This window comes from Mycobacterium arosiense ATCC BAA-1401 = DSM 45069 (assembly GCF_002086125.1).
Lineage (GTDB): Bacteria > Actinomycetota > Actinomycetes > Mycobacteriales > Mycobacteriaceae > Mycobacterium > Mycobacterium arosiense.
Genome location: NZ_MVHG01000004.1, coordinates 128,396 through 151,000, shown reverse-complemented (window position 1 = coordinate 151,000; position 22,605 = coordinate 128,396). Strand labels below are relative to the sequence as shown.

General features: G+C 62.2%; 17 protein-coding genes and 1 pseudogene. 12 read left to right on the top strand and 6 right to left on the bottom strand.

Annotated elements, in window-relative coordinates:
- Positions 1–114: 114 nt before the first annotated feature.
- The 5 genes from BST14_RS03280 to BST14_RS03260 all read right to left on the bottom strand — a co-directional run bounded on the left by BST14_RS03280 (position 115) and on the right by BST14_RS03260 (position 6,189).
- Positions 115–951, bottom strand: a complete 837-nt coding sequence (locus tag BST14_RS03280; protein WP_083063156.1) for an SDR family oxidoreductase — start codon at positions 949–951, stop codon at positions 115–117.
- A gap of 76 nt (positions 952–1,027) precedes the next feature.
- Positions 1,028–2,572: an acyl-CoA synthetase gene (locus tag BST14_RS03275; RefSeq protein WP_083063155.1), complete on the bottom strand. Its 1,545-nt coding sequence runs from the start codon at positions 2,570–2,572 to the stop codon at positions 1,028–1,030.
- Positions 2,573–2,683: 111 nt separating this feature from the next.
- Positions 2,684–4,321 carry a CocE/NonD family hydrolase gene (locus tag BST14_RS03270; protein WP_083063154.1) on the bottom strand — a complete coding sequence of 546 codons (1,638 nt, stop codon included), beginning with the start codon at positions 4,319–4,321 and terminating at the stop codon, positions 2,684–2,686.
- 70 nt (positions 4,322–4,391) lie between these two features.
- A complete protein-coding gene (locus BST14_RS03265) occupies positions 4,392–5,441 on the bottom strand; it encodes a zinc-binding alcohol dehydrogenase family protein (RefSeq protein ID WP_083063153.1) in 1,050 nt (349 codons plus the stop codon).
- 157 nt (positions 5,442–5,598) lie between these two features.
- Positions 5,599–6,189 carry a TetR family transcriptional regulator gene (locus tag BST14_RS03260; RefSeq protein ID WP_083063152.1) on the bottom strand — a complete coding sequence of 197 codons (591 nt, stop codon included), beginning with the start codon at positions 6,187–6,189 and terminating at the stop codon, positions 5,599–5,601.
- Between the two features lie 598 nt (positions 6,190–6,787).
- Here BST14_RS03260 and BST14_RS03255 point away from each other — a divergent pair.
- Together BST14_RS03255 and BST14_RS03250 are read left to right on the top strand one after the other, a co-directional pair.
- Positions 6,788–7,531, top strand: coding sequence for an SDR family oxidoreductase (locus BST14_RS03255; protein WP_083063151.1), 744 nt, complete (start codon positions 6,788–6,790; stop codon positions 7,529–7,531).
- Between the two features lie 122 nt (positions 7,532–7,653).
- Positions 7,654–8,397, top strand: coding sequence for an SGNH/GDSL hydrolase family protein (locus BST14_RS03250; protein ID WP_158085847.1), 744 nt, complete (start codon positions 7,654–7,656; stop codon positions 8,395–8,397).
- A 33-nt stretch (positions 8,398–8,430) separates the two neighbouring features.
- On the opposite strand, the gene BST14_RS03245 is transcribed toward BST14_RS03250, so the two are convergent.
- The gene (locus tag BST14_RS03245; protein WP_158085846.1) at positions 8,431–9,351 is read right to left on the bottom strand and encodes an alpha/beta hydrolase fold domain-containing protein; all 921 of its coding nucleotides are present in this window, start codon (positions 9,349–9,351) and stop codon (positions 8,431–8,433) included.
- Positions 9,352–10,303: 952 nt separating this feature from the next.
- Here BST14_RS03245 and BST14_RS03240 point away from each other — a divergent pair.
- The 10 genes and pseudogenes from BST14_RS03240 (at position 10,304) to BST14_RS03195 (ending at position 22,601) form a co-directional block, all read left to right on the top strand.
- Positions 10,304–11,497, top strand: coding sequence for an MCE family protein (locus tag BST14_RS03240; RefSeq protein WP_083063148.1), 1,194 nt, complete (start codon positions 10,304–10,306; stop codon positions 11,495–11,497).
- Positions 11,494–12,519: an MCE family protein gene (locus BST14_RS03235; protein ID WP_083063147.1), complete on the top strand. Its 1,026-nt coding sequence runs from the start codon at positions 11,494–11,496 to the stop codon at positions 12,517–12,519. Before BST14_RS03240 ends, BST14_RS03235 begins: the two co-directional genes overlap by 4 nt.
- Complete coding sequence (locus BST14_RS03230; RefSeq protein WP_083063146.1) at positions 12,516–13,994, top strand: virulence factor Mce family protein; 1,479 nt, start codon at positions 12,516–12,518, stop codon at positions 13,992–13,994. The genes BST14_RS03235 and BST14_RS03230 overlap by 4 nt, the downstream gene beginning before the upstream one ends.
- A gap of 2 nt (positions 13,995–13,996) precedes the next feature.
- Positions 13,997–15,532, top strand: a complete 1,536-nt coding sequence (locus BST14_RS03225; RefSeq protein ID WP_083063145.1) for a virulence factor Mce family protein — start codon at positions 13,997–13,999, stop codon at positions 15,530–15,532.
- On the top strand, positions 15,532–16,716 hold the full coding sequence (locus BST14_RS03220; protein WP_083063144.1) for an MCE family protein: 1,185 nt from the start codon (positions 15,532–15,534) through the stop codon (positions 16,714–16,716). Before BST14_RS03225 ends, BST14_RS03220 begins: the two co-directional genes overlap by 1 nt.
- Before the next feature lie 3 nt (positions 16,717–16,719).
- Positions 16,720–18,309, top strand: a complete 1,590-nt coding sequence (locus BST14_RS03215) for a virulence factor Mce family protein (protein WP_083063143.1) — start codon at positions 16,720–16,722, stop codon at positions 18,307–18,309.
- Positions 18,306–19,103 carry an MlaE family ABC transporter permease gene (locus tag BST14_RS03210; RefSeq protein ID WP_083063142.1) on the top strand — a complete coding sequence of 266 codons (798 nt, stop codon included), beginning with the start codon at positions 18,306–18,308 and terminating at the stop codon, positions 19,101–19,103. The genes BST14_RS03215 and BST14_RS03210 overlap by 4 nt, the downstream gene beginning before the upstream one ends.
- A 1-nt stretch (position 19,104) precedes the next feature.
- Positions 19,105–19,975 (top strand): annotated as a pseudogene (locus tag BST14_RS03205) (ABC transporter permease).
- 354 nt (positions 19,976–20,329) lie between these two features.
- On the top strand, positions 20,330–21,535 hold the full coding sequence (locus BST14_RS03200; protein ID WP_083063198.1) for a lipid-transfer protein: 1,206 nt from the start codon (positions 20,330–20,332) through the stop codon (positions 21,533–21,535).
- Between the two features lie 199 nt (positions 21,536–21,734).
- Positions 21,735–22,601: an SDR family oxidoreductase gene (locus BST14_RS03195; protein ID WP_083063141.1), complete on the top strand. Its 867-nt coding sequence runs from the start codon at positions 21,735–21,737 to the stop codon at positions 22,599–22,601.
- The last annotated feature ends 4 nt before the right edge of the window (positions 22,602–22,605 follow it).

Here is a 22,605-nt window from a genome sequence, read left to right as displayed (position 1 = left end):
TCGATTATTGAAGACGAACGGCTGCAGACGCCCTTCGAAGACCCGCAAGTGGATGCGCCTGGGCATCGGCGCGGCACAACCATGCATGGCGCGCTGTTCCTACGCGAATGCGGTCTACTGCGACGTGCCGTGCGCTTCACGGGCGACGAGCTGCCATTGTTGCCAGCTCCTAATTCGATTGTCGTAGTCAGTCATGGCTAGCTCTAGGGCATTTGCACCGAAGAGGACCCGCAGCGGCGGATTTGGGGCATCAACGATCTTCATCAAAGCGCACGCCGAGGCACGTGGATCGCCACGCGAAGACATATTGAGCTTTTGCGCCTCTGCAGCAGTCTGGTGGAGTTCGGAGTAGTCGACGATTGGACTGCCCTGCCGTACGCCTTCCGACCACGTCGTGGAGAAACTGCCAGGTTCGATGAGGGTGACGTGGATTCCGAAGGGGGCGACTTCCCAGGCGAGTGCCTGCGAGAATCCTTCGAGTGCCCACTTGGACGAGTTGTACATGCCGCTGCCCGCGAATGCGGTGATACCGCCAATCGAGGACACTTGGATGATATGGCCACTGCGCTGTTGACGCAGCAGTGGCAGCGCAGCCTGGGTAATCCACAGGGCACCAAAGACATTGGTGTCGAACTGCGCGCGTGCCTCGCGCTCGGAGAGCTCTTCGATGAAACCTAGCTGACCGTAACCAGCGTTGTTAACCACGATGTCGAGGCGTCCGAAATGGTTGTGGGCGCGGCGTATGGCAGCGAAACCGGCTTGGCGATCGGTGACGTCGAGCTGAATCGGCAGAACCGCATTGCCATAATCTGCGACCAGGCTTTCCAGCGAGGTGGCATCGCGGGCGGTGGCGGCGACGCTGTCTCCGCGCTGCAGTGCAGCGACGGCCCACTCGTGGCCGAAGCCGCGCGAGGTGCCGGTGATAAACCACACCTTCTGGCGTCGGCTCATACGCACTCCTTGCATCTGGGACGGCCGAGGCGCGTCCGAACTTGCGATGGGGGAGGCACCTCTGTTTGGCCGAGCATCAGTTGACGTGGCGGTCGACGGTGCTCCAGTAGTGTTCGCGCAGCTTGGGCTTGATGACCTTGCCGGCTCCGGAGAGCGGCAGTGTCTCGACGATTTCCATGCTGCGCGGCGCTTTGTATCCGGCGATATGTGTCTTGGTGTGGGCACGCAATTCATCGAGGGCGAGTGTCGTCTCCGCGTGCAAGACGACGACCGCATGGACGCGCTCGCCCCAATCGGGGTCGGGAACGCCGATCACCGCACATTGCGCGACTGCCGGATGGCGGGCGACGGCGTTCTCGACCTCCGCGGAATAGACGTTCTCGCCGCCGGTGATAATCATGTCTTTAAGGCGGTCGACGACATAAAGGTAGCCCTGCTCGTCGATATAGCCGGCGTCGCCGGTATGCATCCATCCGTCGCGCACCGCGGCGGCTGTTTCGTCGGGCTTGTTCCAGTAGCCCAGCATGACGTGCCCGCCGCGCACGACGATCTCTCCGACCGCACCGGGGGGCATGGGTGTGCCCAGAGGGTCGACCACCCGGATTTCGGAGTGCGGGGCTGCTCGGCCCGCGGATTGCAATCGGCCGTTGTCGTGGTCGGCCGGGCTGAGCAAGCTTGCGACAGCGGATAGTTCAGTCATGCCATAGGCCTGGATGAACGACGCGTTCGGGACAGCCGTCATGGCCCGTTCGAGCAGAGCTTGCGGGATAGGTGCAGCGCCATACAACACGCGCCGCAGATTGCTCAGGTCGTGCTTTCCAATCTCTGGATGATCGATGAGCATCTGGATCATCGCGGGCACCAACATCACGTCGGTGACCTGATGCGTGGCGATCGCCGACAGCGTGTCGAGTGGGCTGAAGGCCGACAGGAACACATGGCTGCCGCCGACCAGCACCGTCGCACCCCACGCTGCGAGGTCACCGAGGTGAAACATCGGTGCAGCGTGCAAAGTTCGTGAGCCACGCTGGCAGCCGTAACCTGTCGCCGTCGAGCCGAGCCAGGACACGTGCAGGTTGGCGTGGGAGAGCATGACGCCCTTGGCGCGGCCAGTGGTGCCCCCGGTGTAGAAGAGTCCGGCGATCGCGTGCCCGCCTCGGCGCACATCGGGAATCGGCTCCGCCCCGGCAATCAGATCCTCGTATGCGTTCATGCCGCTGGGTGTGGGACCGTCACCGATGTGGATCACTTCGGCCAGCGTCGGCACGGCTTCGTACAGACCGGGCAGCATCGGGATGAACGCATCGTCGATCAGCAGGACCCGGGATGCGGAGTCACGCAGACAGTAGGCGATCTCTTCGGCGCTCCAGCGGATATTGATCGGGTTGAGCACCGCGTCCGCCCACGGTACGGCAAACAGATACTCGTGATAGCGGTCGGAGTTCAAGGCCAGGATCGCTACGCGGTCTTCGCTTTCGACACCTAACGTCCGCAAGGCGCCCGCCAGCCGGGCCACTCGGCCGGCCACTTCCCGAACGGTGTGCTGGCGAGTTCCACAGACCGTCATCACCTCGTCCGGCGTTTCCTGGACGGCGCGGTGCAGACCCTGGGTCAGGTACATCAGGCGTTCCTCCTTGTGACAAATTCTCAGTGCAACAACTGATTCCGATCCCCTGCGGTGCGGGCGGCGCAGGTGGCCTCGTCACCCAAACGCGGTGTGCCGGTCGGCGATTTATGCGGGGATGGGAAGTATCACTCGGGATTTGCCGTGGTGGATGGTGTGTCGGCATGGGCGCAGTTCGGTGCCGGTGCCTGGTGGCGCGCCGGTGCCCTCGTTCCGCATGTACTGGGGGAACGAGCCGCCCGCTACCTGTAGCCGTAGCCGGTGGCCGGGGGCTAGCCGGTGTGCGCAGGGGTGCAGATGTAGCCGCAGCGGCCCGTCCCCGGCGGCGGGGTCGAGCCGTAGGAAAGTCTCAGAGAAGTTGCGGGAGCAGCCTTTCGCGTCGACATCGCAGAGCCGGACGAACACGTCGGCGTGCGGATTGCTCGTGCTGTGGTGGAGCTCCACGACCGGAGTGCCGATGATCTCCAGCATTTCGCCCAGCGCGGGGGTGGTAAAGGTCAGCACGTCTGAGCGTGCCTCGAGGTCGCGGTTGTCGCGCACTCCGGCGTCGTTGTCGATCAAGGGCCCGGCAACCGTCGGTGTGGGATGAGCGGGGTCGTAGGTGAACGAGGAGGTGCCGGTCGGCGGCTGCTGCCCGGTGAGCTGCCCGCCCAGACCGAGATAGTGGACCTGTTCAGTGGTTGGTGGCGGCCAGTGCGGGTGTTCACGCCATTCGTCGGTGCCGGTGACGGCGAACCGGACGGGCTGGTGCTTGCGGGCGACGGGTTCACCCGCCAGGTGCTCGGCCATCCAGTCGAGGTTGTCGGCGGCAAGCTGCCCGTTCGCGCCGCTGACTACCTGCTGGTGTATCCATGGCCCGACGGTGAGCGTGACGTCGAGTCCGCGTTCATGCAGCACGTCATACTGGCGCATGGTGTGGGTGAGTAGAAGGTCTTGCCAACCGACGACCAGCCGGATCGGCGCCGACGCCTTTTCCAGCGCGGCGCTGGCGTTGTAGGGCTCCCAAAACGGGTCGCTGAGGTCTTGGTTGCACAGCCATTTGCGAAACCACGGCGCCCGATGTCCGAGTGCAATGTCTGCCGCCTCGGCCAGCGGGAGGGCCGCGACGGTGCGGGCGTTGAGCTTGGCGGCCCGGGCGAAGACCCACATGGCACCGAGCAACCCGAACCGCTCTTGGTTCACAATCACCTTCGACCACGTGAGTAGGTCGTGGAGACGGAAAGCGCCTGTGCCCAAGCCGAACTCGACGGCATTATGAAAGCCGGCGATAATCACCGCCGCGCGCAGCTCTGGCGGCGGATCGACCAGCAGGGCCCACTGCGTCCATCCCACACCAGACGCCCCATAGGTGGCCAGTCGCCCGTCGAACCACGGCTGCGCGCGCAACCACCCCATGGTGTCTTGGCCGTCGTCGATGTCGGCGGCCATCGGCGTGAACTGGCCACCGGAACCAAACGACCCGCGGCAGCTCTGCACCACCACGTGATAGCCCTGCCCGGCAAACAGCCGCGCATCCATTTTGATGGGCAGGCCCCGCCCGTACGGCGTGCGGATCAGGATCGTTCCGCGGCCCTGCGTCCCGGTCGGAACATAGTGGTCGGCTAACAACGTAATCCCGTCCCTCATGGGCACGGCGAGGTCACGTTCGATCCGGAAGCGATGTGTTGCCTTGGGCAGCTTCGAACGCGATGCGACGGCTCGGTCGAACAACGACGCGCCGAAGCCGGGCTTTATTGCCTTTACCATCCTTCTACACCTCTATAACGGGAAATAAGTTACACAACTGGGGATTTCGGCGCTGTCGCCTTCGGTGCGGTCATACCTTGACGACGAGTTTCTTGGCGGAGACGCCTTTACGTAGTTCGTCAAGCGCATCGGGAATCTTCTGGAGTCCCTCGCCGACCACCACCGGGTAGGGTGCGGCCCGGTAGGTGCCATTCGCCAGCGCGCCCGGCAGGAAGTCCTCGTATATGGCCGGGCCAACCTCGTTGTCTTTGAGGCTTGTGCCCCAAATGGAGCTCACCCGAACACCGTGGCGGCGTCGGCATGCCAACGCGATCCGCGTGAGCCACGCGGGCTGTGCGGCGGCGATACGGCGGCTACCGGGTACTTTCGCCGCGATTGACAGGGTCGGTGCCAGAGAGCCGTTGCCGATTGCCAGCGTGCCGGCGAGGGGACTGTCACCGATCTTGTCGATGAGCTCCCTGGCGGCGGTTCGGCTGTGGTAGTCGACAGCCGCGGCGGCACCCAGCGAGCGGAGGTAGCCGAAGTTGTGCGGCGAGGAGGTGGCAACGACGCGGTAGCCGGCATGGCGCGCCAACTGGATCGCGTTACTGCCGACGCTGGTGGACCCGCCCCACACCAGGACTGTCTCGCCGCGGTCCTTGGGATCAGTGGTGGGCAGCCGTAGCGCGAGCTGATCTTGCTGAAACATGCCCGATGCCGCGGTCGAAACTGACATCGGCAGCACCGCAGCGCGCTCGAAGGGCAGATCGTCAGGAATGGGCGTAACCATGTGCTGCATGAGCACGACGTAAAGTTGGAAGGCGCCTTCTGCGGCCCGGTTGCGGTTGCGGTCTATCCCTGCCGCGTGGCCAACGACGCGATCGCCCGGCCGCAGCCGGGTCACCTCGGATCCAACTTCGACAACTTCGCCGGCCACGTCGGAGCCGACGACGGCGGGAAACGTCAGCCACGGCAGGATCACCCGGTAGGCGAACCCGGGCATCGCGTCGATCGGATTCACGGCAATGGCATGTGCGCGCACGACCACCTCATTGGCCGCGGGCCCTGTGTAGGGGGCGGGTCCGACCTCGAATCGGCCTCGGGCCTTGGGCAGCCACAGAGCCATGTTCTCGGGAGTCATCTCGGGTACTCCTTGCTTGTTATCGACCGTCTGGGCAGCTCAGAACATCACCCAGGGCATACTTTGATGTCAGTAACTGACATCAAAATAACACAATTTACTTAGGCTGTCATCACTGATTACTAACGCCAACGTGGAAAAGCTTTGCGCGCTGCGGTCATTGCCGGCGTGGCGGCGACGTTAGGCCCGCGGCCAGTGCTTTAAGTTCGCCAAGGCATTCGTCGATCAGCTGTGCCAACGTGCGCTCGTTGATGTCGGCGACCCAGCGGTCGAAGGCGATTTTCAGGACCGAGACCCCAGCTTCCGCGGCCAGGCTCGCGGCCGGTTCTGCGACGCCTCGCTGACGGAGCGCCTCGGCCATACTCGAGGCGAGCTTTGCGAGCTTGATCAATTCGCGTTCCTGAAGCGCCGTGTTGGCGGCAATGACACCTTGGCGCTGCCTGGGCTGCTCGCGCGGGCGCCCATCGGACAGAATGCCGAAAACCTTGAGTCCAGCAGCGACCGCGTCGAGCGGCGCTGCGTGGTCAGGAGCGCTAACAACGGCTTGGACAAACAAGTCACGTAGGGCCTCTTCACCCCCAAACAACACCTCGCGCTTGTCGGCGAAGTGCCGATAAAACGTTCGCTCCGTCAACCCTGCACGCTGAGCAATCTCCGCAACGGTGGTCTGGTCGAATCCGCGGTGGCTGTAGAGGTCTAAGGCCGCTTGCTCGAGGCGGCCACGCGCGTTGGGTTCCCACCGGCCCATATTTACCGACTCTAGTTGATGACAGCGGCTGATATCACTCCATCATCATGCCAGTCCCCAAGACGGTCGTCTTAGCTCGGCGCTGGCGAAGGCATCGTGATAACGGACGCTTCGCATCCGCTCGGTGACTACGAGGCGAGCTTCTCTGTCGAGCAACAGCTTTTGCGGTGCCGGCCCCTCTCGACTTCCCGCCGATCGATGTCCGAGATGAGCGCCGCTCTCCATCGCGAGGTAGGCGTGGCGCCTACGCGTCGTGCCGTCATTGCCAACAGCCGGGTGGTGATAACACCACCGGTGTAGCTGAGCTCACTGATGACAGTTACTGCTATCGTTGATACGGTCATGTCAGATACTGACATGATACTGGTGCTGCCAGGGCAGCTCGATCCGCGGGAGGTTTTGGCTGTGCGCGTGTTCGTCGCTGGCCCATCTTGCGTGGGGCAGGCCGGTTCCTGCAGCCGCTTCTGGTGCCGCACGTATTACTCGGGCGCGCACGGCGACCGAAACGGCCCCCACTGTGGGGTTTCCGATGACGCGTGAATCCGAATCGACAATTGGCGGGCCCTAACTCCGCGAATGATCTCAAGGAAGGCTGAAAATGACGGAATATGGCGGACGGCGTGTGGTGATCACCGGCGGGACAAGCGGAATGGGGTTAGCCACTGCAAAATTGTTGCTCGACAAAGGAGCTCGCGTCCTAGTCACTGGGCGGTCCGAGGCCGCAGTGCATTCCGCCCGTGACGCCCTCGGACCGAATGCGATTGCAATCCAAAGCGATGCCACTTCATCGCTCGACATCGACGCCCTCGCCGAGCGGGCGAAGGCCGAATTCGGCAGTTTCGATCTGCTCTTCGTGAACGCCGGTTCGACCCGCTTCGTGCCGTTCCAGGATATGACCGAGGCGGTCTACGACGACTTGTTGACGCTCAACACCAAGGCGCCATATTTCACCGTGCAGAGATTCGTCCCGCTCATGTCCGAGGGCAGTGCGATAGTGCTGACCACCTCGGTCGTGAACGTAATGGGGTTACCTCTGGTCAGCGCCTACTCGGCCAGCAAGGCGGCGCTGCGCTCGATGGCCCGCACCCTGGCCGTCGAACTGCTGCCGCGCGGCATCCGCGTCAACGCTGTGAGCCCCGGCCCCATCGACACAACGATTCTCGCCAAAGCGATGCCCTCGGAGGAGGCAGAGCAGACGAAATACCAGATGGCTCAGGATAACCCGATGAAACGCCTCGGTCATCCCGACGAGGTCGCCAAGGCGGTAGCCTTCCTCGCGTTCGAAGCGACGTACACCACCGGAGCCGAATTCGCAGTCGACGGAGGTGCATCCCAACTATGAGACTGATGTCAGCAGTTTTGACGCGGACCGGCTCGGCGCTGGTCGCAGCGCTCGCGATCACCTGCACCGCCATGCCATCGGCGAGCGCGCAACCGGCGCCCAAGCAGCTCAAATACGTCGCCTTGGGTGACTCCTACGCGGCGGCGCCATCGGTTCCAGAGCCCGCCCCGCCGCTGGGCTGCGGCAAGTCGACCAACAACTACCCATCGGTTCTGTCTCGCCGGCTGACGCCGAGCGGGTTCACCGACGTAACCTGCGGCGGCGCCACCACGAATGACATTATGCACCAGGCAGAACAGACACCGGCGGGTTCGGTGCCATCACAAATCAACGCGGTGAGCCGTGACACTGGAGTGATCACAGTCAGCATCGGCGGTGCCGATATCGGATTGTGGCCGATTGTGATGCACTGCAGGGCAAGCTCCCCTGATGCCGCGCCGTGCACCGATCAATACCGTGCCGGAGGAGATCAGCTGTCCGCACGAATCGACGCCCAGGTGCCAGCTTGGGCGGCGATGATTGATGCCTTAAAAGCCAAGGCTCCCAACGCGCGCATTATCATCGTCGGTTACGGAACGTATATGCGCCCGGGAGGGTGCTTTCCCGAGCAGCCGATTCTCCCGCAAGACGGCGCCTACCTTCAATCAAAGATTGACGAGATCGACGATCGGGAAAGGCAACTCGCGGCCGACAAGAAAATCGACTACTTCGACACTCGACCCCTAACCATCGGCCACGACGTGTGCGCGCCACCGGACGACCGATACATAGAGGGCTACACCGTGATGCATCCGGCGTTGCCACTGCACCCGAACGCATCGGGCGAGGCCGCAATAGGAAACGCGCTGGCTGACTACATGCGGTAGCCAGACGCGCAACGACCACGACAGCGCCGTGCGTTAACCAAGCGGGCCGTGTGAGCCGGCGATGAGTGCATCCGCGATCGCCTGGCGCGCGTCGACACCTTCATCACATGGCAGGAGCGGGTAAACGTGGACGAGATCGATGCCTTGGTGGAAGTCGACGTCGACGCCTGCCGCCGCGGCTCTTTCGCACAGCTGGCGTGCTGCGGGGTTGCATACATCTCGGGTCCCCGATAACAGCGTGACGGGTGGGAGCCCGACGAGATCAGCGTTGATCGGGCTGACCCAGGGGTGCTCGCGGGCGAGATCTCCCCGGTACAGGTCGCCAGCCGCGCGCAGCCCGGCAACTGCAGAGATCGGGTCCCGGCTATCTATCTCTGCGGTTCGCGGGTCGCTGAAAGCGACGTCGACCCAAGGCGATATAAGCACAAGCCTGGCGCATGCAAGCAGTGCGGGGCCGGACAGCATCGTCGCGGCGGCCAACGCGAGGCCACCCCCTGCAGAGTCGCCAATCAATGTAATCGACTCGCCTCGTTCGTCTTTGGTCGCGACGTCTTCGATGAGTAACGCGCACGTTGGGACGACAATGTCGGCAGTCGCGGAGGGTGCGAGAGGGTAAATCGGTACCGTCAGATGGAACCCGCTTCTGGCGACGAGGTCGGCGAGCGCAATCCAGTGCAAGTCTCGAATCTCATGAATATAGGCGCCCCCATGCAAATACAGTGCCCGCCCGGCGGAGGCTACGTTCCGCGGTAGCAGCTCGAAGCACGGCCACCCGCGGCGGGCCGTCGACTCGACGAGGACGTCGGCGGTCAGGCTTGCCGGCGGGCTCGGATCGGCTGGATCCTTCGACAGGGCTGCGACTCGGCTTCGCACCACGGCCTCGTCGGTCCAGAGTTGCTTATAGTTCGCTTCTTGGAGTTGGCGGACGATGGCATCATGTGATGCGGTTGGCATGCTGTCTTGGCTCCTTGGTCTCATCGATGGGGCCGACACACCACCCGGGGGCGGCACGTTGACTTGGCAGCTGGTCTGGCTAATTGGTTACCTCTCCACCAGAGGTCGCTCGGCTGCGGCAATGGAATGCGTTGTCGTTGCACGTCCTACCGACGCCAAACACTCGCTAGGCGAATGCGCCTGTGCTGCCCGATCTGAGCGGCGCCGTCACGGCCTGCGCGCCGGGCGCGCCTCGCATTTTCGCTCCCGAATCGACGGGGCTCAAGCGGTTCTTCTGTCGTCGCCGTGCTCCTTTGCGGGTTATCGATCGTCCGGGCAGCTCAGAATCACCCACGGCAGCAACTGATGTCAGCAACTGACGGCAAAATAACAGATATGACGCGTTCTGTCATCAGGCCGGCCGATGCACATCGTCGACGTAAAGAACCTTTTGTGCGCTGCGGTAAGTGCCGGTCTGGCGGCGATGTGGCCCCCGGTCAGTGCCTTGGCCGCCTGAGCTCAGCGCTGGCGAAGGCATCGCGACAGCGGACGTTCGCATCCGCCCGGTGACTAGAAAACGGGCTCCTCTGTCGAGCGGTAGCTTTGCGGTGCCAGCCACTCTGGCCATGTCGCGATTTTTGATGACAGTCACTGCTATCGCTGCTACAGTCACGTCAGTAACCGACATCACACCAGGCCTCATGGGGCAAGGGCAGTTCGATCGGCGGGAGGTTTTGGCTGTGTGCATGCTCGTCGCTGAAGCACCGGGCTGTATCCGGGTCGCTGTGGGCGCAACCGGGCTTGGGGCACACTGCGGCGAACTTACTGCCTGGTCAGCTATAGCGCCTAGGTCACCGGGTCAGCAGTATGCCCGTTTAGTGGAGGGCCGCGCCGATTCCTGTAGCCGCGCGTACCACACGGGCGCGTCCGGCCACCGAAACCAGCCCTCGCGTACCGCATAGAGGACTAGACAATGCTGCCCGAATCACCGTATCGACGCGCCGGCATAGCCGGGTTGGTCGCGGTGGGCATCGTGCTGGGGCTGGTGTGGTTTCAGTTCCGTGGCGTATTCGTGTCGAAAACCTACTTGACGGTGATCGCCGCGCGAGCCGGCCTCACGATGGATCCCGGCTCGAAGGTCACCTACAACGGCGTGACCATCGGGCGAGTAACGAACGTCGCTTTGATCGATCAAAAAGGTGCATACAAAGCCAGACTGACTTTGGATGTCGACCCGCGTTACACCGAGGTGATGCCGGCCAACGTGGATGCGAACATCAGGGCAAGCACCGTGTTCGGCCCGAAGTATGTGGCGTTCAGCTCGCCGAAACGGCCAGTTCCGCAACATCTTTCTTCTGATGATGTGATCGACGTGTCGTCGGTCACCACCGAGGCCAATACCCTGTTCGAAACCGTCATGTCGCTCGCCGAAAAGGTCGATCCGGTCAAATTGAACGCGACGCTGTCGGCTCTCGCGCAGGCGCTGGACGGGCAGGGCACGCGGTTGGGCAAGGCGATCGGCGATACCCACGCCGTCCTCGACGATTTGAATCCCAAGATGCCTCAAATCCGTTACGACATGTGGCGGCTGGCGGGTCTTGCCGACGTGTACGTTCAGGCGTCTCCTGACCTGTGGGCTTTCTTGCAAAATGCCGTCAAAACGGCCCATACCCTCACCGCCCAGCAGAACGACCTGGATGCCGCGTTGCGGGCCGGGATCGGCTTTGGAAACACCGGCGCAGACATTGTGCAGCGGGGCGGACCCTATCTGGTGCGCGGGCAGGCTGACCTGATATCCACTGCGCAACTACTCGATGACTACAGCCCTGAATTGTTCTGCGCGATCCGCGATTACGCCGACATCCAACCCATCTCAGCGGCCATCGCCGGCGGGAACGGCTACTCGGTCACGCAGGCTATAGAACTCGGCGGGACAGACGCTCCGTACGTCTATCCGGACAACCTGCCGCGGATGAACGCCCACGGCGGTCCGGGCGGGCAGCCTGGCTGTTGGGCTCCGGTAAGTCGCGATCTGTGGCCGACGCCGTACCTGGTCACCGACACCGGCGCCAGCATCGCGCCCTATAACCACTTCCAGCTCGGGCACCCTCTGGCGAGCGAATACGTTTGGGGTCGCCAAATAGGAGAGAACACGATCAATCCATGAAAATCGACACGACCGCTATCAAGCTCGGGGCCAGCTCACTTGTGCTGCTGTTGTTCACCGGCATCATCATCGTGGTCTTCGGCCAATTGCGGTTCGACCGCACCGACAGGTACTCGGCCATATTCAGCAACGCCAGCGGTCTGCGCGCGGGCCAGTTCGTCCGCGCGTCTGGGGTAGAGGTCGGCAAGGTGTCAGACGTGGCGCCCAATCACGGTGGGGGCGTGCGCGTCACCTTCAAGGTCGAGCGGTCATTACCGCTGTTTCGAGGGACTACGGCGGCGATCCGTTACCTAAACCTCATCGGCGAACGCTATGTCGAGCTAGAACGCGGCGACAGCCAAGAACGGCTCTCACCGGGCGACACGATCCCAATCGAGCACACCCAACCTGCCTTAGACCTGGACGCGCTGATTGGAAGTTTCCGGCCGCTGTTTCGAGCGTTGGACCCACAGAAGGTGAACACTCTTGCCACGTCGCTGATTACCGTTTTCCAAGATCAGGGCGGAACGATCAACGAAATTCTTGACCAGACCGCACAACTGACTTCACACATCGCCGGTAGTGACCGGGTGATAGGCGAAGTCATAAACAACCTCAATACGGTTCTGGACACCACGGTCAAACACCAGACCGAACTCGACACCACCATCAACAACTTTGAGCGGCTCGTTACCGGGTTGAAGGACAGGGCCGATCCGCTGGCCGACGCAACCGCGGGCATCAGTATTGCATCCGGAACAGTGGCCAACCTGCTGGCCGATGACCGGGAATCCCTGCACCAGACCATCGAGCACCTCAACATCATCGACCAGCCCCTGGTCGACAAGCAGGATGACCTCGATCACATTCTCACGAAATGGCCGCAAGCGCTTCGGCTCATCGGGCGGCTCGGCCTCTACGGCGACTTCTTCAACTATTACTTCTGTGACCTGAGCATCAAAGTTAACGGCCTGCAGCCAGGTGGGCCTGTGCGCACCGTAAAGCTTTTTTCGCAGCCCACGGGAAGGTGCACGCCGCAATGAAATTGCTGCAAGCGTCGCGCCGATTCAAACTCGGGTTGATGGGTGTGGTCGTCGTGATGCTGATTAGCGCAGTGGGGCAATCGTTTTCAGGTGTACCGATGCTGTTCGCCACTCCGACCTATTACGGCCGGTTTGCGAACTCGTCGGGCCTCAAGCCCGGTGACAAGGTACGTATCGACGGTATCGACGTGGGAGTGGTCCGATCGACCGAACTCGAAAAACATGACGTACTGGTCGGCTTCTCCTTGGGAGCCAGGAGTATTGGCAGCGAGAGTCGGGCGGCGATCCGCACCGACACCATTTTGGGACGCAAAGATCTCGAGATCGAGTCGCGCGGAGCCAAACCATTAAGCGCAAACGGTGTGTTGCCACTGTCTCGGACCAGCGTGCCCTATCAGATATCAGACGCGCTAACCGACCTCACCAAGGCGACCGCCGGTTGGGATCTCGACGCAGTACGGCGATCGCTGGACGTGTTGTCAGAGACCGTTGATCAAACCTCACCGCATCTCGGCGCGACGCTCGAGGGTGTCCGAAGGTTGTCGGACACTGTGGCTAAGCGCGATGGCGACATCAGGCGGTTAGTAGCCAACGCGAACAGAATTGCCGCGGTTTTCGGTAGCCGCGCCGAGCAGTTCAATGAGCTGCTAGTTAATTCGCGAACATTGCTGGCAGCGTTCAACGCTCGAAGCGAAGCGGTCCGGAACCTGCTGGAGAATGTGTCGAGGGTTTCCGATCAACTCGCGGGGTTTATCGGTGAGAACCCTAACTTGCGTCATGTGATCGAACAGCTACGTGTTATCACCGATCAGCTGGATAAACACAAATCCGATCTGGCCGACGCGACAGTCACAACCGCTAAGTTCAGTACCGCGTTGGGCGAGGTTCTCGCATCGGGACCGTATTTCAAGGTTCAGCTGGCTAACCTGTTGCCCGGCCAGCTGTTGCAGCCCTTCATTGACGCGGCGTTCAAGAAGCGTGGGATTGATCCGGAGCAGTTCTGGCGCAGCGCCGGCTTGCCGGCGTTCCGATTCCCTGATCCCAACGGCACTCGATTCCCCAACGGTGCACCGCCACCGGCATCTGCTCCTTTGGAGGGCACCGCGGAGCACCCCGGGCCAGCCCTGCCCCCCGGATCCCCGTGTTCGTATACACCACCGCTAAATGGCCTGCCCGAGCCAGGTGATCCATTGCCGTGCGCGCACCTGGACCAAGGCCCGTATGGGTCTGTTCTGGGTGGGTTTGGATCGCCGGAAGTCGCGGCATCAGCACCGAATCCCAGCGGCTTGCCGCCAAGCCCGGGCATCCGGATTGCCGCGGCTCCGGGCCAGCCGCCGCCACCGGTTCCTGGCAGTCCGGTGGCGCTACCGCCGGCGCCGCCCGGTGCGCGCACCGCGCCCCTCGGATCGAGTCCGCAAGCGCCCAGCATCGCGCCGTTCGATGCGCCCACCCCCGCCGACAGTGGAGGCAGCTAGAGGTGCCGACGCTACTCAACATCCGAAACCTCGGACTGTTCAAGGGTTCTCGGCGCTCCCGCGCCATCGGCCTCATTGGCGTCGTCGCCACGTCACTGTCACTGACAGCTGCCCTGGTCGGCTCCCAGATCTACCAAAAGCTGACGAACAACACTGTTGTGGCGTACTTCCCAACCGCCGTCGCACTGTATCCCGGCGACAAAGTGCAGATCATGGGCGTACAGGTCGGCACGATCGACAAAATCGAGCCGGTCGGTGACCAGATGAAGGTCACCTTTCATTACCGCAACAGCCACCCGGTGTCAGCCAGTACGGCCGCATCGATCGTGAACCCCAGTCTGGTGGCCTCACGTGAAATTCAGCTCTCGCCGCCCGATGACAACGGTCCGGAACTGAAGGACGGAGCGGTCATACCGATCGAGCGAACCCAAGTGCCCGTCGAGTGGGACGACCTGCGCGACCAGATCAGCCGACTGCTCACCGAACTTGGGCCCACACCCCAACGGCCGAAGGGTCCACTCGGGGAGGTTATCGAATCGCTCTCCGACGGCCTGGCGGGCAAGGGCAAGCAGATCAACGACACGCTAACTGCGTTGGCGGACGCGGTGACAACCGTCAACGAGGGTCGTGGCGACATCTTCGCGGTCGTGCGTAACCTCGCGCGGTTCGTCAACGCGCTACGCCTAAACGATCAGCAGTTCGTCGAACTCAACAGCGACCTGGCTCAGTTCACCAACGCTTTCACTCACTCCGATGACGAATTCGGCCGCACGTTGCAAGCCCTCGATCGTCTGCTGCCGGCCGCGCGGAAGTTCATCACCGACAACGGCTCGACGCTGGCCCACGACATCAGCAATCTGTCGGAAACGACCAACGCGCTACTGCAACCAGAACCACGCGACGGTTTGGAGACCGTGCTGCACGTGCTGCCCAATCAGGCGGTCAACGCCGCTAACACATACGAACCCGCGCATGGCGCGTCGGCCGCGTTGCTGACTTTTCCCAACTTCGCCAACCCGCTGCAATTCATCTGCAGTTCGATTCAGGCTGCCAGTCGGCTCGGATACCAGGAATCGGCCGAACTGTGTGCCCAATACCTCGCGCCGGTCTTGGACGCGACGAAATTCAACTATTTTCCGTTCGGCGCGGACCTGTTCGGCACGGCCAACGCACTGCCTCAAAACGTGCGATACTCGGAGCCGCGCTTGCAACCTCCGCCAGGGTATAAGGACACGACCGTGCCAGGCGTATGGTCGCCAGACACGGTCTTCTCCCACGGCAACCACCAGCCGGGCTGGATCCTTGGGCCCGGCATGCAGGGCGTGGACCTTCAAGCGCCGTCGACCGAGATGCTCACGCCGCAGTCGTTATCGGAGCTTTTGGCCGGTGCGGATGTCAGCTCGCCGGTGCCTCCGACGGCAACGCCGAACCCGGCGAACGCCGCCGACCAAACGAGCCCTTCACCATCGGCCGGGAGTCCACCGACGGCACCAACACCCGCGCCACCGCCGGTGCCCACAGGACCAGGAGCGCGCTAATGCGGTACGCAGTTGAAACAAGAACAGCGGCATGGTTCAAACGCGTGGTAGTTCGTGGTGTGAGATTGCTGGCGATCGCCGTGGCGTTGACCTCGTGCGGAAGCTGGCGGGGCATCGCTAACGTCCCGCTTCCTGGCAGTGCCAGCGACCGTGGAATGACGATCTATGTCCAAATTCCTAATGTTCTGGCGCTCAACGTCAACAGTCGGGTGCGTGTTGCCGACGTCTACGTCGGCACCGTGCGCGCCATCGAGCTGAAGGATTGGATTCCGACTTTGACGTTGAACCTGCGATCGGATGTGAAGCTGCCGGAAAATTCGCTGGCGATGATCGGGCAAACCAGTCTGTTGGGCAGCCAACACGTTGAGCTCAAAGCCCCGCCTAACGCATCGCTGCGGCGCTTGCAGAACGGCGCCACGATCCCGCTGAAGAGCCCGGGTTGCCCACCGCCAAGCCATGAATGCACGTCATCGTTTCCCACCGTGGAGCGAACGCTGGCAAGTATTGCGACGGTCCTACGCGGTGGAGGCATCCCCAACCTTGAGGTCATCCAAAACGAGGCCTACAACCTGCTTTCTGGCCGAGCTAGCCAAATCCGTGATTTCCTCGGCCGGCTTGACACCACCACCCGCGAGCTTGACAAGCAGCGGGAGGATATAACCCGGGTGATCGACTCCACTGATCGGCTGGTGAGTATCGTCGCGCACCGAAACGAGACCCTTGACCGCGTGCTTACCGAGTTCCCGCCGCTGGCAAAGCATTTCGCCGACAATCGAGGGTTCTTCATCGACGCTGTCGAGGCAGTCGGCCGGCTGAGTGCCAACGTCGACCAGGCGATAAAGGACATGGGAGATGACCTCCAAACCAACCTGAGATTGCTGCAGCGTCCGCTCCAACAGCTCAGCCGGGCGGCGCCCTACGTGATCGACGCATTGAAAGTGTTTCTAGCCCAACCGTTTAACATCGATAATGTTGAAAAGGTGGTGCGCGGCGACTACGTCAACGTCTCGAGTGTCTTGGATTTGACGCTCAGCACCCTCGATAACGGAATGCTGACAGGAACCCGATTTTCGGGCGCGTTGCGCGCATTAGAGCAGTCATGGGGACGTGACCCCGCCACCATGATTCCCGACATTCGGTACGCGCCAAACCCTGCCGACGCGCCCGTCAGGCGTGGCGAATAGAGCATGCTCACTCGGTTCATTCGTATACAGCTGGGGGTATTCAGCGTGCTGACGCTGGTTGCGCTGGTCACGTTGGGCTGGTACTACCTGCGCTTGCCGTCTCAGTTGGGCATCGGACAGTACAGGTTGTATGCGCAGCTGCCGGCGTCGGGCGGACTGTATCGAACGGCAAACGTCACGTACCGAGGGATCACGATCGGCAAGGTCACCGACGTTGAACCGACGAGAAACGGCGTGCGCGCGACGATGAGCATCGACGACCGCTACAAGATACCGGTGGACGCTGCGGCCAATGTTCATTCGGTATCTGCGATCGGTGAGCAATACCTGGACCTGGTTTCCACGGGTACGCCCGCAGGCTATCTGGCTGACGGCCAAACCATCACCAAGGGCGCCGTGCCAGCCGAAATTGGTCCCGCACTGGATGCCACCAATCACGCGCTGGCGATGTTGCCGGCACCCAAGATCAGTTCGCTGCTGAACGAAACGTCGCAAGCCGTAGGTGGATTAGGCTCTGCACTGCGCCGACTCGTGGACTCCACCGAAGGATTGAGCCACGACCTTGATGAGAATTTGCGCTCAATCGACGACATCATCGACGGCAGCGCCCCGATCCTCGATAGCCAAGTCGACTCCGGTAACGAAATTCAACGTTGGGCCGCCAATCTGAATGATCTGGCCGCACAAAGCGCCGAACGGGATCAGGCGCTAAAGAGAGACCTCACGCAGGCCGCTCCGACCGCCGACGCGGTTGAGGCCGTCTTCAGCGATGTCCGCGATGCGTTGCCGCAGACACTTGCGAACCTGGAGGTCGTGTTCGACATGCTCAAGCGCTACCATGCGAATGTCGAAACGGTTTTGGTGATCATCCCGCAACTAGGGTCGATCGGCCAGTCCGCCACGTACGATCCGCGAGTTGCCAGGACAGTCTTTGCCACAGGCGGGCTCAATCAGCCCCCACCATGCCTAACCGGTTTCTTGCCAGCGTCACAATGGCGTTCCCCGGCCGATATCAGCAGCGCGCCCGTTCCGTCGGGTCTGTATTGCAAGATCCCACAAGACTTCCAGGGCAATGGCGTTCGGGGAGCACGAAACTACCCGTGCGCCGACGTGCCCGGCAAAAGAGCCGCCACGCCTGGTGAGTGCCGCAGCAACAAACCCTACGTTCCCGCCGGTACTAACCCCTGGTACGGCGACCCGGACCAGACCCTCACCTGCCCGGCACCGGCCGCGCGCTGCGATCAGCCGGTGAAGCCCGGCCTCGTCATCCCCGCACCGACGGTGAACAGTGGGTCGAATCCGGCCCCGGCCGACAAGCTACCTCCACCCCCCGTTCCGACAAGTGATCCAGCGACCCGGCCCCACCAGGGAACAGTGACATGCAATGGGCAGCAACCCAATCCGTGTGCCTATAGCCCGGTGGGTGGCCCAAACGCGATCTACAGCCCGCAAAGTCGAATCGTCGTCGCACCTGACGGCACGCGGTACGACGTCAACGATTCCACCCCAGCCGGCGACGACGGGTGGAAGCAGATGTTGACACCCTCGCCACGGTCTGCAGGTGGGCGGCATGAGGGGCAAGGGCACGAATGACAGTATCTAGCGACACGTTCCGATACTTGCGCGAACAGGTCAGACCGGGCTTCGAAGCTGTCGGCGGATTTGTCGACATGTGCGCGCTGACTGGCAAGGCGATTTTCCGGCTACCGTTTCATCACAACGAATTCGTCTTCAGCAGTTGGTTTTTGATGCGGGTTGCGTTTCTGCCGACCCTGTTGGTGTCGACCCCGATGACCGTATTGGTCGTGTTCACGCTCAACACCGTGCTCAACGAGTTCGGAGCCGCCGACGTGTCCGGCGCGGGCGCGGCTCTGGGCGCCGTCACTCAATTGGGTCCGCTCGTCACGGTTCTGGTGATCGCCGGTGCGGGTTCCACCGCAATCTGCGCCGACCTCGGCGCCCGGACCATCCGCGAAGAAATTGACGCGCTGAAGGTGCTCGGCATCGACCCTGTTCACCGGCTGGTCGTTCCGCGAGTGTTGGCTTCCACTTTCGTGGCGCTGTTGCTCAACGGCGCGGTAATCATCATCGGTTTGGTGGGAGGTTTTGTGTTTGGTGTCTTCATCCAGAACGTCTCTCCGGGCGCCTATTTGGCAACTCTTACGCTCATCACCGGTCTGCCCGAAGTATTGATTTCGATAGTTAAAGCGGCGACTTTCGGGTTGATCGCGGGGCTCGTCGGCTGCTACCGCGGCTTAACTGTCGCCGGGGGCGCCAAAGGCGTCGGCACCGCGGTCAACGAGACCCTTGTGCTGTGTGTGGTCGCCCTGTTTGCAATCAACGTTATCTTGACGACAATCGGTGTACGGTTCGGAACGGGTCATTGACATGACGACAACTGTGGTTCTGCGTGCCCGCTTCCCTCGAAGCTATGCGCGCGCGACTCGTTGGGGCGGCGCACCGGCACGGTTCGTGGGCGGCGCTGACCATGTGACGCTCTTCGTGGTCACAACGCTGAGGCAGATCCCGTTTGTGCTGCGCCATTACCGTCTTGCGACGTTGCGGCTCATCGCCCAGATCGGTATGGGCACCGGTGCGATGGCGGTCATCGGAGGCACCGTAGCGATCGTCGGATTTGTCACGCTCTCCGGCGGATCGCTCATCGCGATCCAGGGTTTCGCGTCGCTGGGCGACATCGGGGTCGAGGCGTTCACTGGTTTTTTTCGCCGCGTTGGTCAACGTGCGCATCGCTGCGCCGGTGGTCTCCGGTGTGGCACTCGCGGCCACCGTCGGCGCGGGCGCGACCGCGGAGCTTGGCGCAATGCGCATCAGCGAAGAGATCGATGCCCTCGAAGTGATGGGGATCAAATCGATTGCTTACCTGGTGTCGACCCGAGTGTTCGCTGGTTTCGTGGTGATCATCCCCCTGTATGCAATGGCGATCATGATGTCTTTCCTAGCGGCGCAGATCACCACGACGTTCTTCTACGGCCAATCATTGGGCACATACAACCATTACTTCCGAACTTTCCTGCGTTCCGAGGATGTCGGTTGGTCGTTCGTCCAGGCGATCGTGATCTCGATCATCGTGATGCTCAATCACTGCTACCACGGCTACTACGCCAGCGGCGGGCCCGTCGGAGTGGGAACGGCAGTGGGTCGGTCGATGCGTGCCTCGCTGGCGGCAATCGTGTGCGTGGTGCTGGCGGCGTCCTTGTCACTCTACGGAATAGACCCGAACTTCAACCTTACGGTGTAGTCAGTGTCAGCCCGGCCGCTGGTGAGCGCGGCGTTGGATCCTGCCGGTGCGCAACGGACCGCGGTGTGGCGACCTGATCTGTGGTCGTCGGATCAAGGGCGAATGAGGTTGGTACACAGCCTGATAGATGCTTTCGTGGCACAACCACATCAATTGTTCTTCGGGTAGTCGCGTCGTGGGCTGCGCCTCGAACGGCCGGTACTAGCCGTAACGTTTCGTTTACGACTTCCCGGACGTTGTCGCGCGCGGCCGCGTCAGCGAGCTCTTTTCCGCCATAGTCGAACTGTCGCAATGGGTTACAATCATACAGTCAGGCCTGTATGTCAGCGGGTCTCCGAGCTGAAAGGTAGCTTGTTGCCAAATAGGGTCTACGTAGTCGGTGTCGGTATGACGAAGTTCGAGAAGCCTGGCCGGCGGCTCAATGACGACGGGTCAGCATGGGATTATCCCGACATGGCCCGTGAATCGGGCACCAAAGCGCTTGCGGACGCCGGCATCGATTACCGCGAGGTTGAGCAGGGTTTCGTCGGTTACGTCTATGGGGATTCGACCTCAGGCCAGCGGGCGCTCTACGAGCTGGGCTTGACCGGAATCCCCGTGGTGAACGTGAATAACAACTGCTCGACAGGATCCACCGCGCTTTACCTTGCCGCGCAGGCGATCCGCGGGGGATTGGCCGACTGCACGATTGCGTTGGGTTTCGAGAAGATGAAACCCGGGTCGTTGGAGGCGAGTTATGATGATCGCGCCCACCCGCTGGACAAACACATGTCGGCGATGGCGGAGATCTCCGAGGTGCTGTTCCCCCCGGCGCCGTGGATGTTCGGTGCTGCCGGACGCGAGCACATGAAGAAATTTGGTTCCACCGCTGAGCATTTCGCCAAAATTGGCCATAAGAACCACAAGCATTCGGTGAACAACCCATACGCGCAGTTCCAGGAGGAATACACCCTCGACGACATCCTAGCCGCACGGATGATCTATGACCCGTTAACCAAATTGCAGTGCTCGCCGACCTCGGACGGATCGGGCGCAGTAATCCTTGCCTCTGAGGCGTTCGTCGACAAGCACAGCCTGCACGGTCAGGCGGTAGAGATCGTCGGGCAGGCCATGACCACCGATTTCGCGAACTCTTTCGACGGCACGTGTAGGGGCCTGATCGGTTACCACATGAACGTGGCCGCGGCACAACGGGTCTACCACCAGTGCGGCTTAGGTCCGGAGGATTTCCAGGTCATCGAACTGCATGACTGCTTCTCGGCTAACGAGCTGCTCTTGTACGAGGCCCTTGGGCTGTGCCCCGAGGGTGAGGCGCCCACGTTGATCGACAACGGCGACACCACCTATGGCGGACGCTGGGTGATCAACCCGTCCGGTGGCCTGATTTCCAAGGGACATCCTTTGGGGGCAACGGGTTTGGCGCAGTGTGCCGAGCTGACCTGGCAGCTGCGCGGCGCCGCCGACAAACGCCAGGTCGAGGGTGTTACCGGCGCTTTGCAACACAACATTGGACTCGGCGGAGCCGCCGTCATCACCGCCTACCAGCGCGCCGAGCGCTGAACCGACCGATTTGCGACGCGCTTCGACGAATGGTCTTCCCCGGCGACGACCTGGAAGACGCGCGTCTGGCAGGCCGCTCGGACCGATAGCGCGACCGCCTACGAATTCCAGAAGGCTCGAGACGGCGAAGCCGAGCGAAGAGTTCGCTCTTACGACGGCCTGGCCGTCATCGCCAATTACACAGTCACAGGAGTAAATAATGGGAGTTTTGGAAGGACGGATCACCGTCATCACCGGCGCCGGTCGCGGCATCGGCCGTGAACATGCGCTGCTGTTCGCCCGCGAGGGCGCCAGCGTCGTGGTTAACGACTTGGGCAGCAGCAACGCCGGCGAGGGCACCGACGCCGGCCCAGCACACGACGTCGTCGACGAGATCCTCGCAGCCGGTGGCAAGGCCGTCGCCAATACCGACAACATCGCCACATGGGACGGCGCGGCTAGCCTCATCGAGCAGGCGGTCAGCGAGTTCGGCGGCCTTGACGTGATAATCAACAACGCCGGAATTCTGCGCGACGGTTTCATCGCGGGGATGGAGGAAACCCAGTGGGACGCCGTACTGGCGGTACACCTCAAGGGGCACTTCGCGATGCTGCATCATGCGGCCGCGTATTGGAAGGCGCAGAGCAAGGCCGGTAACCAGCCCAATGCTGCGGTCGTCAACACCGCGTCGAGCTCGGGTGTGACGATCCCCAACGCTGGGCAGGTCAACTACGGGTCGGCGAAGGCGGGCATTGCCGCGATGACGTTGATCGCGGCCGAGGAGCTGCACCGGTACGGGGTGCGGGTCAACGCGATCGCGCCAATCGCGCGCACCCGGCTCACCCTTGCCACGCCCGGCATCGGGGCGTTGATGGGCGAGCCCAAGGAAGGAGAGCTGGACCTATTCAGCCCCGCGAACATTTCGCCGCTGGTGGGCTACCTGGCGTCGGATAAGTGTCCGCTGACCGGGAAGGTGTTCGCGGTGCAGGGAGGGACGATCTCCGAGCTGGCCGGCTGGCATGACGTGAAGACCATCGAAACCGACGGTGCCTGGCTGATCGATGACATCGCAGCGAGGCTGCCATGACGAC

Coding starts and splice junctions, on each gene's coding strand:
- BST14_RS03280 (WP_083063156.1), bottom strand. CDS start 951: ATGAGCCGACGCCAGAAGGTGTGGTTTATCACCGGCACCTCGCGCGGC.
- BST14_RS03275 (WP_083063155.1), bottom strand. CDS start 2,572: ATGTACCTGACCCAGGGTCTGCACCGCGCCGTCCAGGAAACGCCGGAC.
- BST14_RS03270 (WP_083063154.1), bottom strand. CDS start 4,321: ATGGTAAAGGCAATAAAGCCCGGCTTCGGCGCGTCGTTGTTCGACCGA.
- BST14_RS03265 (WP_083063153.1), bottom strand. CDS start 5,441: ATGACTCCCGAGAACATGGCTCTGTGGCTGCCCAAGGCCCGAGGCCGA.
- BST14_RS03260 (WP_083063152.1), bottom strand. CDS start 6,189: ATGGGCCGGTGGGAACCCAACGCGCGTGGCCGCCTCGAGCAAGCGGCC.
- BST14_RS03255 (WP_083063151.1), top strand. CDS start 6,788: ATGACGGAATATGGCGGACGGCGTGTGGTGATCACCGGCGGGACAAGC.
- BST14_RS03245 (WP_158085846.1), bottom strand. CDS start 9,351: ATGCCAACCGCATCACATGATGCCATCGTCCGCCAACTCCAAGAAGCG.
- BST14_RS03240 (WP_083063148.1), top strand. CDS start 10,304: ATGCTGCCCGAATCACCGTATCGACGCGCCGGCATAGCCGGGTTGGTC.
- BST14_RS03235 (WP_083063147.1), top strand. CDS start 11,494: ATGAAAATCGACACGACCGCTATCAAGCTCGGGGCCAGCTCACTTGTG.
- BST14_RS03230 (WP_083063146.1), top strand. CDS start 12,516: ATGAAATTGCTGCAAGCGTCGCGCCGATTCAAACTCGGGTTGATGGGT.
- BST14_RS03220 (WP_083063144.1), top strand. CDS start 15,532: ATGCGGTACGCAGTTGAAACAAGAACAGCGGCATGGTTCAAACGCGTG.
- BST14_RS03215 (WP_083063143.1), top strand. CDS start 16,720: ATGCTCACTCGGTTCATTCGTATACAGCTGGGGGTATTCAGCGTGCTG.
- BST14_RS03210 (WP_083063142.1), top strand. CDS start 18,306: ATGACAGTATCTAGCGACACGTTCCGATACTTGCGCGAACAGGTCAGA.
- BST14_RS03195 (WP_083063141.1), top strand. CDS start 21,735: ATGGGAGTTTTGGAAGGACGGATCACCGTCATCACCGGCGCCGGTCGC.